Source organism: Rhizobium acaciae, assembly GCF_025941625.1.
GTDB lineage: Bacteria > Pseudomonadota > Alphaproteobacteria > Rhizobiales > Rhizobiaceae > Rhizobium > Rhizobium acaciae.
Window position 1 is genome coordinate 40,273 of sequence record NZ_JAPCZO010000013.1, and the last position, 14,500, is coordinate 54,772.

Annotated in this window: 14 protein-coding genes and 2 pseudogenes; 13 read left to right on the top strand and 3 right to left on the bottom strand. The window is 61.4% G+C overall.

Annotated elements, in window-relative coordinates:
- Positions 1 to 10 precede the first annotated feature (10 nt).
- The 5 genes from OLZ32_RS20825 (at position 11) to OLZ32_RS20845 (ending at position 6,765) form a co-directional block, all read left to right on the top strand.
- A complete protein-coding gene (locus OLZ32_RS20825; RefSeq protein ID WP_406648735.1) occupies positions 11 to 2,275 on the top strand; it encodes a 3'-5' exonuclease in 2,265 nt (754 codons plus the stop codon).
- A gap of 83 nt (positions 2,276 to 2,358) precedes the next feature.
- On the top strand, positions 2,359 to 3,048 hold the full coding sequence (locus OLZ32_RS20830) for a multiubiquitin domain-containing protein (RefSeq protein ID WP_264396517.1): 690 nt from the start codon (positions 2,359 to 2,361) through the stop codon (positions 3,046 to 3,048).
- Positions 3,048 to 3,434: an E2/UBC family protein gene (locus OLZ32_RS20835; protein ID WP_264396518.1), complete on the top strand. Its 387-nt coding sequence runs from the start codon at positions 3,048 to 3,050 to the stop codon at positions 3,432 to 3,434. Before OLZ32_RS20830 ends, OLZ32_RS20835 begins: the two co-directional genes overlap by 1 nt.
- Positions 3,431 to 6,241 (top strand): ThiF family adenylyltransferase, encoded by a 2,811-nt coding sequence (locus tag OLZ32_RS20840; protein ID WP_264396519.1) that lies wholly within the window; start codon positions 3,431 to 3,433, stop codon positions 6,239 to 6,241. Before OLZ32_RS20835 ends, OLZ32_RS20840 begins: the two co-directional genes overlap by 4 nt.
- Complete coding sequence (locus OLZ32_RS20845) at positions 6,238 to 6,765, top strand: DUF6527 family protein (protein ID WP_264396520.1); 528 nt, start codon at positions 6,238 to 6,240, stop codon at positions 6,763 to 6,765. Before OLZ32_RS20840 ends, OLZ32_RS20845 begins: the two co-directional genes overlap by 4 nt.
- 55 nt (positions 6,766 to 6,820) lie before the next feature.
- On the opposite strand, the gene OLZ32_RS20850 is transcribed toward OLZ32_RS20845, so the two are convergent.
- From OLZ32_RS20850 to OLZ32_RS39415, 3 genes are all read right to left on the bottom strand, one after another.
- Positions 6,821 to 8,071 (bottom strand): type II toxin-antitoxin system HipA family toxin, encoded by a 1,251-nt coding sequence (locus OLZ32_RS20850; RefSeq protein ID WP_264396521.1) that lies wholly within the window; start codon positions 8,069 to 8,071, stop codon positions 6,821 to 6,823.
- Positions 8,064 to 8,399 (bottom strand): helix-turn-helix domain-containing protein, encoded by a 336-nt coding sequence (locus OLZ32_RS20855; RefSeq protein WP_264396522.1) that lies wholly within the window; start codon positions 8,397 to 8,399, stop codon positions 8,064 to 8,066. The genes OLZ32_RS20850 and OLZ32_RS20855 overlap by 8 nt, the downstream gene beginning before the upstream one ends.
- Before the next feature lie 164 nt (positions 8,400 to 8,563).
- Entirely contained in the window at positions 8,564 to 8,809 is a 246-nt protein-coding gene (locus OLZ32_RS39415; protein ID WP_373694594.1) for a transposase, read from the bottom strand.
- A 100-nt stretch (positions 8,810 to 8,909) separates the two neighbouring features.
- Here OLZ32_RS39415 and OLZ32_RS20860 point away from each other — a divergent pair.
- The 8 genes and pseudogenes from OLZ32_RS20860 to OLZ32_RS20895 all read left to right on the top strand — a co-directional run.
- A pseudogene (locus tag OLZ32_RS20860) lies at positions 8,910 to 9,317 on the top strand (IS110 family transposase); the annotation flags it as partial.
- Positions 9,277 to 10,062 (top strand): tyrosine-type recombinase/integrase, encoded by a 786-nt coding sequence (locus OLZ32_RS20865; RefSeq protein ID WP_373694590.1) that lies wholly within the window; start codon positions 9,277 to 9,279, stop codon positions 10,060 to 10,062. The pseudogene OLZ32_RS20860 and the gene OLZ32_RS20865, both read left to right, overlap by 41 nt.
- A gap of 3 nt (positions 10,063 to 10,065) precedes the next feature.
- Positions 10,066 to 10,260: pseudogene (locus tag OLZ32_RS20870) on the top strand (transposase zinc-binding domain-containing protein); the annotation flags it as partial.
- 152 nt (positions 10,261 to 10,412) lie between these two features.
- A complete protein-coding gene (locus OLZ32_RS20875; protein ID WP_264396523.1) occupies positions 10,413 to 10,727 on the top strand; it encodes a hypothetical protein in 315 nt (104 codons plus the stop codon).
- Positions 10,728 to 10,729: 2 nt separating this feature from the next.
- Positions 10,730 to 11,614 carry a tyrosine-type recombinase/integrase gene (locus OLZ32_RS20880; RefSeq protein ID WP_264396524.1) on the top strand — a complete coding sequence of 295 codons (885 nt, stop codon included), beginning with the start codon at positions 10,730 to 10,732 and terminating at the stop codon, positions 11,612 to 11,614.
- A gap of 406 nt (positions 11,615 to 12,020) precedes the next feature.
- Positions 12,021 to 12,368 (top strand): hypothetical protein, encoded by a 348-nt coding sequence (locus tag OLZ32_RS20885; protein ID WP_264396525.1) that lies wholly within the window; start codon positions 12,021 to 12,023, stop codon positions 12,366 to 12,368.
- Positions 12,369 to 12,695: 327 nt separating this feature from the next.
- Entirely contained in the window at positions 12,696 to 13,319 is a 624-nt protein-coding gene (locus OLZ32_RS20890) for a hypothetical protein (RefSeq protein ID WP_264396526.1), read from the top strand.
- A gap of 223 nt (positions 13,320 to 13,542) precedes the next feature.
- Complete coding sequence (locus OLZ32_RS20895) at positions 13,543 to 14,478, top strand: WYL domain-containing protein (RefSeq protein WP_264396527.1); 936 nt, start codon at positions 13,543 to 13,545, stop codon at positions 14,476 to 14,478.
- Positions 14,479 to 14,500 lie beyond the last annotated feature (22 nt).

The following is a 14,500-nucleotide window of genomic DNA, read 5'->3' on the forward strand; positions in this document are numbered from 1 at the left end:
AGTCGCGCGCGTGTATGAAAGCTACAACGACCTGAAGAGATCGCTCGACTGCGTCGATTTTGGCGATCTCGTCGCCCTGCCGACGCATCTGCTTGAGACGCGCCCCGAGATCGCGCGCGCCGTCGCCGCCGATATCGGCCATATCCTTGTCGACGAATATCAGGATGTGAACCGGGCAAGCGTGGGGCTCCTGCAGCAATTGAGCCCGGGTGGTCGCAACCTCTGGTGCGTCGGCGATGTCCGGCAATCGATCTATCGCTTCCGGGGCGCATCGTCCTTCAACCTTTCCCGTTTCGAGACGCAGGATTTCAAGGGCGGCAGCCGCGATCAGCTGGATGTGAACTATCGCTCGGTGGGCGAGATCGTCGACAGCTACCAGGCCTTCGCGGCCGGCATGCAGATCGAAGGGGCCACGCCCGTGGCGCTGAAATCGAACCGCGGGACCAGCGGCAATCCGGTCGAATTCCGCTCCGTCGACGGCGACACCGAAAGGGAAATTGACGCTCTCGCCGACGGCATCCTGGAAATGCGCAATGCCGGTCATGCCTTCCGCGACCAAGCGCTCTTGTGCAGCGGCAACGACCGGCTCGCCAAGATCGGCGCCGGCCTCGAGGCCAGGGGCATTCCCATCCTCTATCTTGGCAGCCTGTTTGAGCGGCCGGAGGTGAAGGATCTTTTGGCATGGATTTCGCTGTTGATCGACCGGCGCGCCATGGCGCTTGCGCGCGAGTTCGCCACACCGGGGCTGACGATACCGCTTGGCGATCTTGGTCGTTTCAATGAAGCGCTCAACAACGACACGGCCAGGCCACTCGATTGGATAAAACACCCGCCTGCCGGCCTCAGCGAGCCGGCAGCGGCGGCCGTTGCCGCCTATTCCTCCTTGCTTGCCGGCTTCGACGGTAATTCTCCGCCCTGGGATACCCTGGCGCAATTGTTGCTCGACCGCAGCCGTGTGGCGGCACAGATTGCCGGCGCTGGCAACATGCAGGCGCGCGCAAAAGGGATCGCCCTTTGGCAGTTGATAAATTTCGTGCGGGCCCAGCCCGCAGGCCGCAGCGGGGCCATTCCCGCCCTGCTCGAGAGGATCCGCCGGCTTGTGCGGCTCTCCGACGACCGGGACCTGAGACATATTCCGCAGGCGGCAGGCGCCATCGACGCGATGCGGTTGATGACCATGCATGCGAGCAAGGGCCTTGAGTTTCGCGTCGTACACATCCCCGGTATGGCGAAGGGTACCTTGCCGCGCAACGCCGCCGCGCCAGCCTGTCCGCCGCCGGACGGCATGATCGAAGGATCGGACCTTGACGGCGAAAGTTTCGCCGAACGCGAGCATATGCAGGAGCAGCAGTGCCTGTTTTATGTGGCCCTGTCGCGGGCGCGCGATCGGCTCCTCGTCTATGCGCCCGGCCGCACGAAAAAGTCCGAGCGACAGCCCTCCCCCTTCGTCGCCCGGCTCGGATTCGGCCTGTCTCGGCTCTACGTTACACCGTCCAGCTTCAATCTGCCGCCCGACAACCCGTCGATCGCGATGATCTATCGCGGACAGCCCCTCTTCCGGCAGAGCGAGCTTGCCCTCTACGAGCGCTGTGCGCGCCGTTTCTTTTATACCCATATCCTCAAACTCGGCGGCCGGCGCACCACGACTGCCTATGAGGACATGCACGAGATCGTCCGCCAGGCGGTCCGCGAGCTGATCGCCACCGGCACCATCGCCGCGGAGGCGGCCGGTCCGGATGAGATCGTCGAACGTCTCTGGTCGGCCTCGCCTCTTGCTGCATTGCCGGCCGCGCCGGCCTATCGCCGCCTTGCCGGCGAACTCGTCAGGCATTTCGTCGCCATGAACGACGGCAAGCCCATCGTCCCGGCGCACCGCCTGTCCTTTACGCTCGCCGGGGCAACGATCGAAATCGAAATCGACTATGCGCAGACGGATGCCGCCGGCGAGCTGAGGGAATTGCGGCAGGTCCAGACAGGCCACAGGCGCACGACGGCGATGGAAGGCGCTGCCGTCATGGCAACGCTCCTTGCCGTCAACGATCAGGCACCTGGCTGCGGCGCCGAAATCCTGTTTCTTTCCGACGCAGCCCGCGAGCGGCTCAGCCTGAAGGATGGGCCGCTCGACACGCGGCGGCGCAAGCTCGAGGCCAATATCGCCGCCATACTGTCCGGCCAATTTCCGACCAAGACATCGCCGCGCAGCTGTCCGAAATGCCCGGCGTTTTTTATGTGCGGAACCGTGCCAGGCGGAACATTCGAAAAAAATTTCGCCTGACCTTTCCGGTTATCGTTCCTCGCAGGGATTGATCCAGTGCACGTCACAGCAGACCGCGGTGACAATCATGAGGATCAATTCCGATGCAAGATAACGGTACCAACAAGGGCCATCCCGCCGAACTCGCCGTCGACGGTATCGTCTTCAAGCCGATCGCGCTTTCCGACCCCGTGCCACTGGGCCGCCAGATTCTGGGCGCCGGCAAGCTTGCGCCGCCCGAGGTCTATAGCCTCTATGCCATTCTTCAAACGGGTGACTTCGAAGATGTCCGTCTCGACGAAACCTTCGATCTGCGCGCCAAGGGCACGGAACGTTTCATCGCCTTTACCGGTGACCGTATCTTCCGCCTCTTTGCCAACAACCGGGAAATCAAATGGGGTCTCGAAACGATCAACGAGGCGGCGCTGCGGCTGTTCAGCGGCGCGTCAGACAATGAGGCGGTTTTTCTCGAGGTTCGCGGCGGCACCGACCGCCTGATCAAGGAAGGCGAAGCCGTCGACCTCACGCGCGATGACGTCGAGCGCTTCATCACCGCGCCGCGTCCGAAGACCTATCACTTCTTCGTCAATGGCCAGAAGTACGAAACCGACCAGCCACAGCTGACCGGTCTGCAGATCAAGGCACGCGTTTCGGGCTGGAACCCCGAACACGATCTTATGCTGGAAGGCCATGGCGACGATCCGGACCGCATCATCGCAGACGACGAGATCGTCGATCTCGATGTGACGCCTGCACGCCGCTTCTCCTCTGTCCCGAAGGCGAATTTTGGCTGATGAGCACGATCCTCGAACGTCAATTTGACGATCTCCGGGCGCGCTTTTCAGCCGCCGAAAAACGTCTTTTGCCGAGCGGAACGACGCTCGTGAGCGTACCGGTCATCCTGCTTCCCGAAGGTTGGTCGGCAGGGCAGACCACGATCCGTTTTCTGGTTCCGGTGGCCTATCCTTACGCCGCCCTGGACTGCTTCTGGGCGGACAATAATCTCAGGCTTTCCTCAGGCAACCTGCCGCAGAATGCGGCCTCAGACAATGCGATCCCGGAAACCACTGAAAGCGGGCTGTGGTTTTCATGGCATCTGACAACGCCATGGGACGCAAACCGCGACACGCTGTCGGGCTGGATGAACACCATCATCGATCGGCTACGGAGGATCCAATGAGCGGACTTCGCACGCTGCAAGGGACCTGCAGGAGCCTGGCCGACGATCTGCTGGCGGCAACCGCCGCCGAGGCCTGCGCAATTGGCTACGCCCATTTCGACCCGATTACCGAAAGCTGGGTGCTGGCCGAAGCCTCGCCGGTCGACCAGTCGGCCTATGTGAGCCGGACCTCGACCTCAGTCTGCCTTCACCCCGCCGTCCTGGTTGACATTGCGAATCGAGCGCGCGCCGAGCGCCTCAGCCCAGTCATGATCCATACACATCCGCACGCCGCCGGGAGGCCTGTCTTTTCGCCGATCGACGATGCCGGCGAAAAGGAGATGAAGGCCTTTTTCGACCGGCGTGCCCCGCAGGCAAGACCATTGGCAATGGTGATCGGACCGCAAGGGCTGAGCGCCCGCCGCCTCGGCCTGCAGACGCCCATCGACGTCTGGGAGGTCGGAACCGGGCTGACGTTGCTGAGCGACGCGGCGGGAGGCTTCCAGGACAGCGATCTGCGCCACGATCGGCAGATCCGCGCCTTTGGCCGGGACGGCCAGCAGATGATCGCAAGGCTGAAAATCCTGGTTGTCGGCGCCGGCGGCACGGGATCGGCGACGGTGCAGCAGCTCGCCTATCTCGGAGCCGAAAACGTGACGATCGTCGATCCCGACAGCGTCGAGGCGACCAACCTCAATCGGCTAATCGGGGCGACGGCAGCAGATATCGGCACGCCGAAGGTCGATGTCGCGCGCCGGGCCATACTTGCCGTCAATCCGAAGGCGGCTGTGCAGGGCATTGTCGGCGATATCGTCGACGGTCCAGTCGCAGGTCTGATCGGCGGCTTCGATTTCGTCTTCCTGTGTACGGATTCGCATGCCAGCCGCGCCGTCGTCGGTCAGGCCGCCTACCAGTATCTCGTGCCGGCCATCGATCTCGGCGTCAGTCTGACGGTTGCCGACGGTCTGGTCTCGCACATGACCGGCCGGGTACAAATGCTGGCGCCCGGTCTGCCGTGCCTCATCTGCACCGGTGCCTTGAACGGCGAACAGATCCGCCGTGAGATGCTCACCCCGGCGCAACGCGCAGCCGATCCCTATGTGCTCGGCGCACATATTCCCCAGCCCGCGGTCGTTTCCATCAATTCGACGGTCGCCTCGCTTGCGGTCACAATGTTCCTCGGAGCCGTCACGGCCATGCCCGCGCAAAGCCGCTTCCAATATTATGACGGCGTGCGCGGCACGGTGAGGCCAACGGCCGCCGCCCAGCGCTGCGGCTGCATCGTCTGTTCACCGTCCGGCGCGCTCGGCCATGGGCCAAGTTGGCCGCTGCCCGTCCCGCAGGAGCACACCATGTTTGACGAACGCCGCAACGTGCTGTGGATCGGTGAAGCGCCTGGCGCACTGATGATGCGCGAGTTTGGCAATCGCCGTTGCATCATAGAACGATGTGATCCGACATCGCTGCTCCTGAAGGCCGGCTTCGCACGTGCCGTCGTCGTCAACGTCAATGGGCGGCAGGAAGACGAACTCCTCAAGGCGATCGGACGCGACGCCCTGCAGCTTGTGGATCACGGTTTGCGCGTCGATGTGATTGCCCCCGACGATGCCGCGACGGGCCGTATCCAGGATCGTCTGGGAACGCTTGCCGGCCTGCCTTCCGTCGGCCTGCATACCGCGCCTCAAGCGCCCGCCATCGCCGAAGTGATCGCCCGCTACGATGCGGGCAAGATACCGCGCCTAGACCTGGACATCAGCACGGCTGATGACCGCGAGCCGTTGCGCGAAGCCGACAAGATCCTGTTCAAACGGGCCTTTCCTCAATGCAGCAGGATCACGCTTGTCGAGCTGGGTGGCGGGCGCTCGGCGGCGCGCGTCTTTGCCGTCCATATGATCGTCGACCGTTCCAACATCGGTGCCTGGCCGCAACCAGCATTCGCAAAGCTCGACCGACGCGATAAGATCGCGCAAGAACACGACAATTATCGGAATTTCGCGGAGCGCTTCATCCCCTTCGGACTGCGTCCCAATATCGATGAACTGATCCACGGCAGCCAGCGCAGTCTTCTCGTCGGCAGTTTCGTTGACCGCTCGGAATCGCTCTGGACGCTTGCCCGGCGCAATGTCGCAGGACCGGCCATCACCGCCCTCTTGGACGAAACCTTGGGCGGCTGGCGCGACCAAGGTTATGCAAGCGATCCGGTCAAAGTTGCCGTAGCGGTTGCCCTCAGGAATATTGGCTTATGGGACCCGGATCGGATTGATCCTTGTTACGTTGAGCGCGCCACCGAGGCCGGGGTCTTCGAGACACCGGAGATGTTATGGACCGCTCTTGCATCACTCGAGCAGACCTATCGTCAAGCCCCGATTCATGGCGATCTGCATGGCGATAATGTACGGGTGCGCGGATCGAGTGCCATCCTGATCGATCTGGCTTCGGTGACGCTTGGCCCCTTGACCGCAGATCTTGCAGCACTCGAAGCCTGGCTGGCATTCGAGGTTCCGCCCGACGTCGACCAACACCGCTATGATGATCCGGAATGGGCCACAGTGATCGAAAGGATCTATGCGCCGGCAGCCTTTCGCCATCCCCCGGGGCCTGCTCGCCCGGCAACGCGCTTTGCCTGGATTGAAGCGGTCGTCCGCCAAATACGCACGATGGGGATCGCCATTCAGACCTGCCCCGGCGAATATCAGACCGCCGTCGCCGTGCAGCTTCTGCGGCGCTGCCAATGGGCGGATGGCCCCGATGCCGACCGCGGTCGCCGCGCAAGGGGCTACCGGATCGCCGCCCATCTTGTTGCCGACCTTTGCGGAGGCACGCCATGACTTCGCCTGCGCGCAAAATCCGCTGGCGCGGAACGGGCGAATATCGTGATGATACCGAAGCCTTGCTCGAACACCCGGGCGATACCGCCGCCGTCATCCGCACCCGCCCCCGTTCGCTGTTGATAAGATGCCCAGACGGGTGCGGTGACACCCTGGTCGTCAACCTTGATCCTCGAGCGGGCAAGGCATGGTCTCTGACGGTCCGAGACGAGCGTTGCACGCTTTATCCGTCGATATGGCGCGAGGACGGCTGCCGCAGCCATTTCATCGTCTGGCGTGATCATATCGTGTGGTGCGGGCGCTTCGAATACGGCAATGAAGAACCGTCCTATGACGGTCGCCTCGAAGCCAAGGTCATCGCCGCACTGGATGAGGCGACCTATCGCAGCGGCTCGGATATCGCCATCGATATCGATGAGATCCCGTGGGATGTTCTGAGGGTCTTGCGGCGACTAGTCCGGGGCGGGACGGTCGAAGAAGGCGATAAGGGCCGGCGAGGGCATTTTCGGCTTGCGGGCGGCTGACAGCAAGGGCGTGGACTCGTTTGAAAATAACCCGGTTAAATTTAGGCCGCTGCCTTCATTCCAGCGCAGACGCTCGCTTTAGGTCGTCATGCTCGAATGCACTGGCCATACGATTGATTTCGCTATTCCGCGCGCCAACCGCCTTGGCAGTCTCACGCCAGGTCGCCGTGACGGTCGCCACCTCCTTGATGATGGTTCGTGCCTGGCCCAGCGAGAGCGCAAAATATTCCGATGCAGCCTCCAGGAGGTCGAGCGAGCAGGTGCCTTCGTCGAGATCGATATTGGTGGTCAGCACCCGAGCTTTGAGATCGGTCGGAACGGGGTTGAGATCGTAGGCCGGCGACAGCGACCAGCCGGCTCTGCCCAACCATAGAAATCCGTGGTTGCGCAGATGATCGTCGACGTTGGAGATCAGCACGTTGAAAACCACGCGCCGATAGAGAGCGTGCGCGTCGGTCTTCCCTTGCGCTCCGTGCTCCGCGAGTGCATCGACAATTTCGGGATAACTGCCGCGCTCGCCATCCCTGGCACCCATCATCGCCATCGCTGACAGAAACGGAATGCGGCTGGCGCCGTTGCGGTCGAAGCGTCTAGACAACATGACGGCTTTACCGGCCACTTCTATCAGCTCGTGTCTCGGGGTTGCGATACCGGCCTGGTCAGCAAGCCGGAGGGCGATCTCCTCCCAGGTCTCCATGCTGTATTCGTCGGTCTCTTTCGGAAACTTAGCGATGGAAAGATGGCCATGCTGATCGACGACCGAAGCTTTCGGTCGTGCGCCGCCCAATGACGAACCGGGAGCGAAAATGAGCTGCAGGTCTTCGTCTGTCTCTTCATCACGCAGAATGCGCTCGGTGATCTGCAGAAGCCGACCAAGCTCGATGACGGCCGGGACGCCAGTTTGGATGGGAGCCTGGAAGACCTCCTCCCCGACCCACCGGAATCGAAGCGCGCCGAGACGAGTTTCGTCGGCGACACCCAGCAGGTAATCGCTTTCGGCAAGTGTGCGGACAGCTCGCGCCTCGCGTTCCGCGCTGCGACGCTCCGCGCGTTGCATGAGCCGCCGCCCCCATGTGTCGGGAGCAGAGTCGCCGATCGACCCGAACGTTGCCAATCCTGCCGGCGGAGCGAATGCCCCGCGGGTCAATGCGAGCGCGGGCTCCAGCGAGAAGCGATCAGGGTCCTTCAGCCAGCCATCGTCATACTCGAACAGTATAGTCTCAGAGCCGCGGATGCGATTGCTCCGCGCCAGTCCAATTTTGCGGGTATCCCCAGCAAGGTAGATATGAACCTCGAAGTCAGCCATCGCGAGACGATCCTGACGCGAGCTTCAGGCGAACGCGCTTCGGCAGATCGGCACTGGCAAGCGCCTGGCCGACACTGTCGTTACGGATGTCAGCAACCTGGGTCAACCCGTCGAGGAGGCCTAATGCCTGGAGGACGCCCGCATAAATTCCGATGCTGACATTCGTGTCGCCCGCCTCGATCTTTTGCAGCGTCGAGCGAGAGGTAAACGCTCGCTCTGCCACGACAGCCATCGGCAGCTTACGTCGGCGACGAGCATCCTGGATATCCGCACCGAGCTTTCGCAGAGCTCGCCTGACGGCTGCCGATGGTTGATGGGGAGTAGGCATATGAAACCTTCGCGCTACAGAATTTGCCTTTATGTAGCACGAAGCTCACAACGCTTCTAGTGTTGTGACTCCAACGCCTGTCGCCCGCAGGCGACCTTTTCAAGAATGTGGGTAGCGGATTTTGTCCAAACGAAGGGCTTCGGATCGGTGTTGTGATGATCGAGTTAGTCTTGAATTGCACCTTCGAGCTCGGCGACACTCTTGAATACGCCACACTGGATGCGGTCGCTTGTGATCAAGCCGAATAAGCGTTTGACTTGATTGAGACACCAGGACGCCGAAGTGGGGGTGAAATGCATGTGGAACTGGGGATGCTTGGCCAGCCAAGCCTTGACCGTCGGGTGTTTATGGGTGGCATAGTTGTCTGCGATCAGGTGCAGGTCGAAGCCCTTGGGCGTGCTGCGGTCGATGAGCCGAAGGAATTTAAGATCCTATGAGGAGGTGAACAGCGGGCGGCGCTCTGCCAGAGTGTTCTCGCTGAAAAACCAACTCTGGAGACCGACATGCCTAATGCAGCACCATTCCGAAGCGCCATCCGCTGTTCGCGTCGACCTTAGCGCGATTTTCGTCTCGCTTGAACTCAGCCAGTCGAAGTGGCTGGTGACGTCGCTGTCGCCGGGAAATGGCGAGAAGCTTTCGAAGTTCACGGTGCCAGCAGGCGACGTTGCCGGAATGCTCGCTCGCTTTGCCGAGCTGCAACGGAAGGCTCAGGCACGGGCGGGTCAGCGCTTTCCGTTGGTCGTCATCCAGGAGGCCGGGCTGGATGGGTTTTGGATCCATCGTGTGCTCGAAGCCGAGGGGATCGAAAGCCACGTCGTCGATCCGGCCTCGATCGCGGTCTCGCGGCGCAAGCGTCGCGTCAAGACCGACAGAATCGATGGCGAGATGCTGGTGCGAACGCTGCTGGCCTACCGCCGACGACCTGCGCCGGTTCCAGATCGAGCAGCAGGAGAACGGCGTTCCCGTTCCGACCATGAACAGCATCGTGTCGGCGCTGCGCTTCTTCTTCACTCACACGCTCGACTGCCCGGACCTAGCGCGCAGGCTCGTCCGGCTGGCGCATCCGCGCAAGCTGCCCGTGGTGCTCAGCCGCGACGAGGTGGCCCGCTTGCTCAACGCCACAACCTGCCTCAAGCACCAGGCCGCATTGTCGGTCGCTTATGGCGCGGGCCTGCGCGTCGCGGAGGTAGCGATGCTGAAGGTCGCCGACGTCGACAGCGAGCGCATGCTGCTGCGTGTCGAGCGCGGCAAGGGTGGGCGCTATCGCAACGCCATGCTGTCGGAGGACCTGCTCGCACTTCTGCGGCAGTGGTGGAGGGTCGGGCGGCAGCAGGGTGTGATGCATCGCGACGGCTGGCTGTTCCCCGGACAGCACGCGATGAAGCCGATCAGCACGCGGCAGCTCCATCGCATCGTCGTCGAGGCGGCGCAGGCCGCCGACATCGCTAAGCGGGTCGGGCCGCACACGCTGCGCCACAGCTTCGCCACCCACCTTCTGGAGGACGGCACCGACATACGGATCATCCAGGTCCTGCTCGGGCACGCCAAGCTTAACAACACGGCTCTCTACGCCAAGGTCGCGACCCGCACGGTGCGGGCGGTGACGAGCCCGCTCGACAAGCTCGGGCTGTTCAAGCCGGGAGAGATCTCGCCCGACGGCTGAGCCGTGCACACCTCGGTCGAGGTCGCCGACATCCTCCGTGCAGCCGGGCCTGCCTATCGGGCCGCCCATGCCGGTCACCTGAGCCTCACCCAGCTCAAGGTCATGTCGGCCATCGAGCACTGCCGTACCGCGGCGCTTGGCGGGCATGTCGAGGCCTGCGAGGACTGCGGCCAGTGGCGCATCGCCTACAACTCCTGCCTTATGGGCAGATCCAGTAATGGGGAGCTGGCGGCCGCGGTGTCAGTATTTTCCTGTGAATCGTCGATCTCTCACTCTTCATAACATGGCGCCGGTGGTGCCCCGTCTGCTCGGCCACTGATGGCCGATCACAAGCGATGCGTGGGACGAACATGTTGGAGACCTACTTCTCTGCGTCGAAGATGCTGGGGCATCTGCGCAGCGGGCCGAGCAGGCCATATCTAGATGGCTTCGCCGCAGCGCTCGAACGGCAGGGCTATGGCTCCGAGACGGCCGTGCGCTATCTGCGGGCGGCAGCTCATGTCGGCCATGTCATGGCAGAGCGCGATGCAAGCGTGAGCGACATCGATTTGGCGGCGTTCGAACAGCATCTGCGAACGTGCCGATGTCCGCGCGCCAGGGGAGGCCGCCGCAACCATCACACCATCTACGGCGCAAGGCTCTTCCGTCGCACCTCGAAGAAATAGGCGTGTGCAAGCCCGCGGTCGCGGCGATGCGGCCTGCCGAACCGCAGTTGGTCGTCGGCTTTAAAGCATGGCTCAGCAAGCATTGCGGGGCATCCGATGCGACCATAAGACTCTACGCGCGCGATGCAGCCAGCATTATGGCAGCACTTGGAACGGACCCGACGCATTGGAGCCCCACCGATGTCCGCGGCCACTTCATGAAGCGCGCGAGCACATGCGGGCGCGGCACCATCGAGAAGATGACCACGAGCCTGCGGGCATTCTTGCGCTACCTCGCCGTTCAAGAGCACTGCCGGGCCGGTCTCGACAATGCCGTTCCGGCCTACGCCCATTGGCAGCTTGCCGAGATGCCGCGATATCTGTCGGGCGAACAGGTCAGCCGGTTGATTGCTGCCTGCGATGGTGACGCCGGCGGGCGCCGGCGGGATCGCGCCATCGTACTGCTGTTGGCTCGCCTCGGCCTGCGGGCCGGCGACGTGGCACAGCTCCGTCTCATCGATATCGAGTGGCAGGCGGGTTCGCTGCGGGTCACGGGCAAGTCGCGCTATGAGGTTCGCTTGCCGCTGCCCCAGGACGTCGGGGATGCGATCGCTGCCTATCTCGAATGTCGAGCGTCGTGCTGTCGAAGCGATCGCGTGTTCCTGAGCACGATCGCGCCCAGCCGCCCGTTCCGGAACGGCGACGGCGTCTCTTCGGTGGTCAGGCGCATTATGAAGCGGGCTGGCGTCGTGACGCCCGTCAAGGGTGCGCACGCACTGCGGCACACCGCGGCGACCGAGATGCTGCGCCACGGCGTACACGGAGTCGAACGAAGCCGAGATCCGCCAGAAGTTCTTCGAGTTGGTCGGTCATGTGCCGGCGAACGTGGTGATCATGACATGGTTTAGCTTTCTGATCACCCACGCCGTTAAGCCGTTTCAGGGCGCACTGTTCGACTTCCGGGTCGCCGGCATGGTGCTGGTCTCGGCCTAGTCGGGGATACGCTTCTATAATAGCAAGGGGATTGGAGTTCCGTGGCCAGAAGAGGTCATCGACAAGCACTATTTCGACCCGATCCGCCGAGTCTATTCCGACAAACGCCCCAAGCTTGCGGTCCGGTGCAACGAAAGGAGCGGTGGCGCCGTAATCGACCGGATCAGCCGCGTCTTCCCGAACGTCTTTGTCGACGAGGTCCAGGACCTAGACGTTATGACTCTAACGCCTGTCGCCTACGGGCGACCTTTTCAAGAATGTCGGTAGCGGATTTGGTCCAAACGAAGGGCTTTGGATCGACGTTGTGATGATCGAGATAGCTTGAATTGCACCTTCGAGCTCGGCGACACTCTTGAATACGCCACACCGGATACGATCGCCTTCGGAATTCAGGCCCTATGCAAATCTGAATTGGTGTCCCCGCCGGTACGCCGCATTCTCACCGATCATTTCCTGCACGAACGAAAAATCACCATTCGACGAGACGATATATTGCTCCGACTCCGCTATTTGCAGCGAGTTGACATACCTCATGTTGTCGATACTGAGCTGAAGAGGCACGCCGGCAGCGATCGCATCGAGATCAGCCTGAGCCCGTGCGAACTTGGCTCGAACCTGCGGCAAATTTCGTCGTGCTTCGTCAGCTTCTCTACCCAGTCCCAGAAGTGAGACGGCGGAGAGCTTTCGTATCAGATCCCGAGCTCCGTTGCGAGTTCTCCTAACCATATCAACAATGCTTGGGCACCCGAGTCCAAGGTTTCCGTAGGGGCTATGATCTCGCTTGTTTGCCCACACGACGGCGGCATCTCCAAGAACGAACTCCTGGCCCGCCGGAGCGGCGTGCAGCACAAGCGCTTTGTCGAGATAGTGTTGTGTGAACTCGGCTAGATCTCACTGCTGACATACGAGCCCTGCTTCGACCTCGACCGGGAAGAGTGGTTTGTTGATGTCGATTTGAAGCCGATCCGTGCCTCGGAACCCTTCGTGAGGTTCGGATTGGTCCGGTTCCAGAAGCTGTCAATCACCCAAGATATCATGGTGTCGGAGCCGGTAACCGTGATAATGCAGCTCTTGCCGCAACGGAACGTCGACCTGATCGACCACGGCGTTTCGGAGAATGGGGCACGCATGCTGGAGCTTGTCGTGCGTGGCATGGGTTCGCTCGATATCAAAGATCTTGACCCTGGGACACTGCCGGGCAACGAAACTAGCCAATGGGTTAAGGATTTCGACCTGCTCAGGATGCCCAAGATACGGCTTGCCGTGTTCCATGAGGTCGGCATCGGGCCTAGCCTCGTTCGGACTCCATGCGATCCAGAGGGCCTCCAGGTGGACGAACTCGGGCAGACCGTTCTCGCGGAAGCCGAAGTCGAGAACGACGAACTTGTGTGGAAGATCGATTTCACCCTTCCGTCAGGGTTGCTGCGTGACCTCGGTCCGGGACGATTTGTCAGCTATGTGGAAGAAGTGGATCGTCGCATGCCCGCAACCTACCGCCCCGAACCGATTAGCCTCAACACTATGTTCTCCCCCGACAAGTTTGAGACATCCGGGCCACGATTCAGCGCGCGCATCGCCTTTCTAGAAACAACGAAAGAGCTTCTGGAAACAGTGCCGTGACCTGGCGAAGAGAGGAGGGCTGAGGTCGGACAAAAGCCAGTGAGAAGCCAGCCCGGTCATTGCGAGATTGACTGTGCGCCGCTTGTGTCAAATGCAGTTGAAAGGATTCGAACCGTTGACGACCCACTCGTGATAGCTATGTGCTTGGCGAGCAACACGTTCTTCTGTTCGCCGGCCGGAGAAGTTCCCTTCGATACACTATGCGATCTTCGTGGCCCAAAGGGTGAACATCGCAACAACGCTTGACGGGCTCGTGGAAGCGCAATTCTGTCCGGCCCTTGAGGCGCATCCACGCCGGCCATCGGAGCAACGCCTGGAGTTCATCGAGTTCAAGTGCTTCTGGGAAGGTGGCATCCGCCGCGCAGACATTACAAACCGCTTTAACGTGTCCGTTCCGCAGGCTTCAAACGATCTTTCCCTCTATCAGGGTCTAGAACCGGAGAACATCCGATACGACACCCGGGAAAAACGATACGTTCCAACCGCCAGCTTCACACCCCGCTTTTTCAAGCCGAGTGCGGAACGCTACCTTGCGCAATTGAAGATGATCGCCGATCGTGTAATCGGTATCGATGACACGTGGATTGGCCATCCACCGCCGATCGATGCGCTGCCCATCCCTTTCAGATCAGTCCAGCCCGACGTCTTTAAATCGCTGCTTGGAGCTATCCGCGCAAAGCTGTCGATCGAGATATTTTACCAGTCGATGAGCAAGAGCCGGCCTGACGCAGTTTGGCGGCGTGTAACACCCCGTGCCTTTGGGAATGACGGCTTGCGCTGGCATGTTCGCGCATTCTGCCATCTGGACCTCGCATACAAAGATTTAATCCTATCACGCTGCGAAAACGTGCGGAATTATGAGGTAAGCGATGGTTTCGACGTTCCGGACCGCGAATGGGAAACCTTCTTCGAGGTAGTCCTACGGCCAAACCCCGATCTCTCGGCATCGCAACAGCGCACGGTTGCACTCGATTACGCAATGGACAATGGCCGCGCTCACATCTCCGTTCGGCGCGCCTTACTTTATTACTTTCAGAAACGACTGAGGCTCGATATCGACACCGATCGGCCAGCCGAGCGGCCAGTCGTCGTGGAAAACTGGGATGACTTCCGTGCAGCGATGTTGGAAGACAAGAACCGATCTAGCATTGCATCCTAGAATTGATATACCGTAAGCGGTG

Coding starts and splice junctions, on each gene's coding strand:
- OLZ32_RS20830 (WP_264396517.1), top strand. CDS start 2,359: ATGCAAGATAACGGTACCAACAAGGGCCATCCCGCCGAACTCGCCGTC.
- OLZ32_RS20855 (WP_264396522.1), bottom strand. CDS start 8,399: ATGCCTACTCCCCATCAACCATCGGCAGCCGTCAGGCGAGCTCTGCGA.
- OLZ32_RS20835 (WP_264396518.1), top strand. CDS start 3,048: ATGAGCACGATCCTCGAACGTCAATTTGACGATCTCCGGGCGCGCTTT.
- OLZ32_RS20845 (WP_264396520.1), top strand. CDS start 6,238: ATGACTTCGCCTGCGCGCAAAATCCGCTGGCGCGGAACGGGCGAATAT.
- OLZ32_RS20865 (WP_373694590.1), top strand. CDS start 9,277: ATGGCGAGATGCTGGTGCGAACGCTGCTGGCCTACCGCCGACGACCTG.
- OLZ32_RS20850 (WP_264396521.1), bottom strand. CDS start 8,071: ATGGCTGACTTCGAGGTTCATATCTACCTTGCTGGGGATACCCGCAAA.
- OLZ32_RS20840 (WP_264396519.1), top strand. CDS start 3,431: ATGAGCGGACTTCGCACGCTGCAAGGGACCTGCAGGAGCCTGGCCGAC.
- OLZ32_RS20875 (WP_264396523.1), top strand. CDS start 10,413: ATGTTGGAGACCTACTTCTCTGCGTCGAAGATGCTGGGGCATCTGCGC.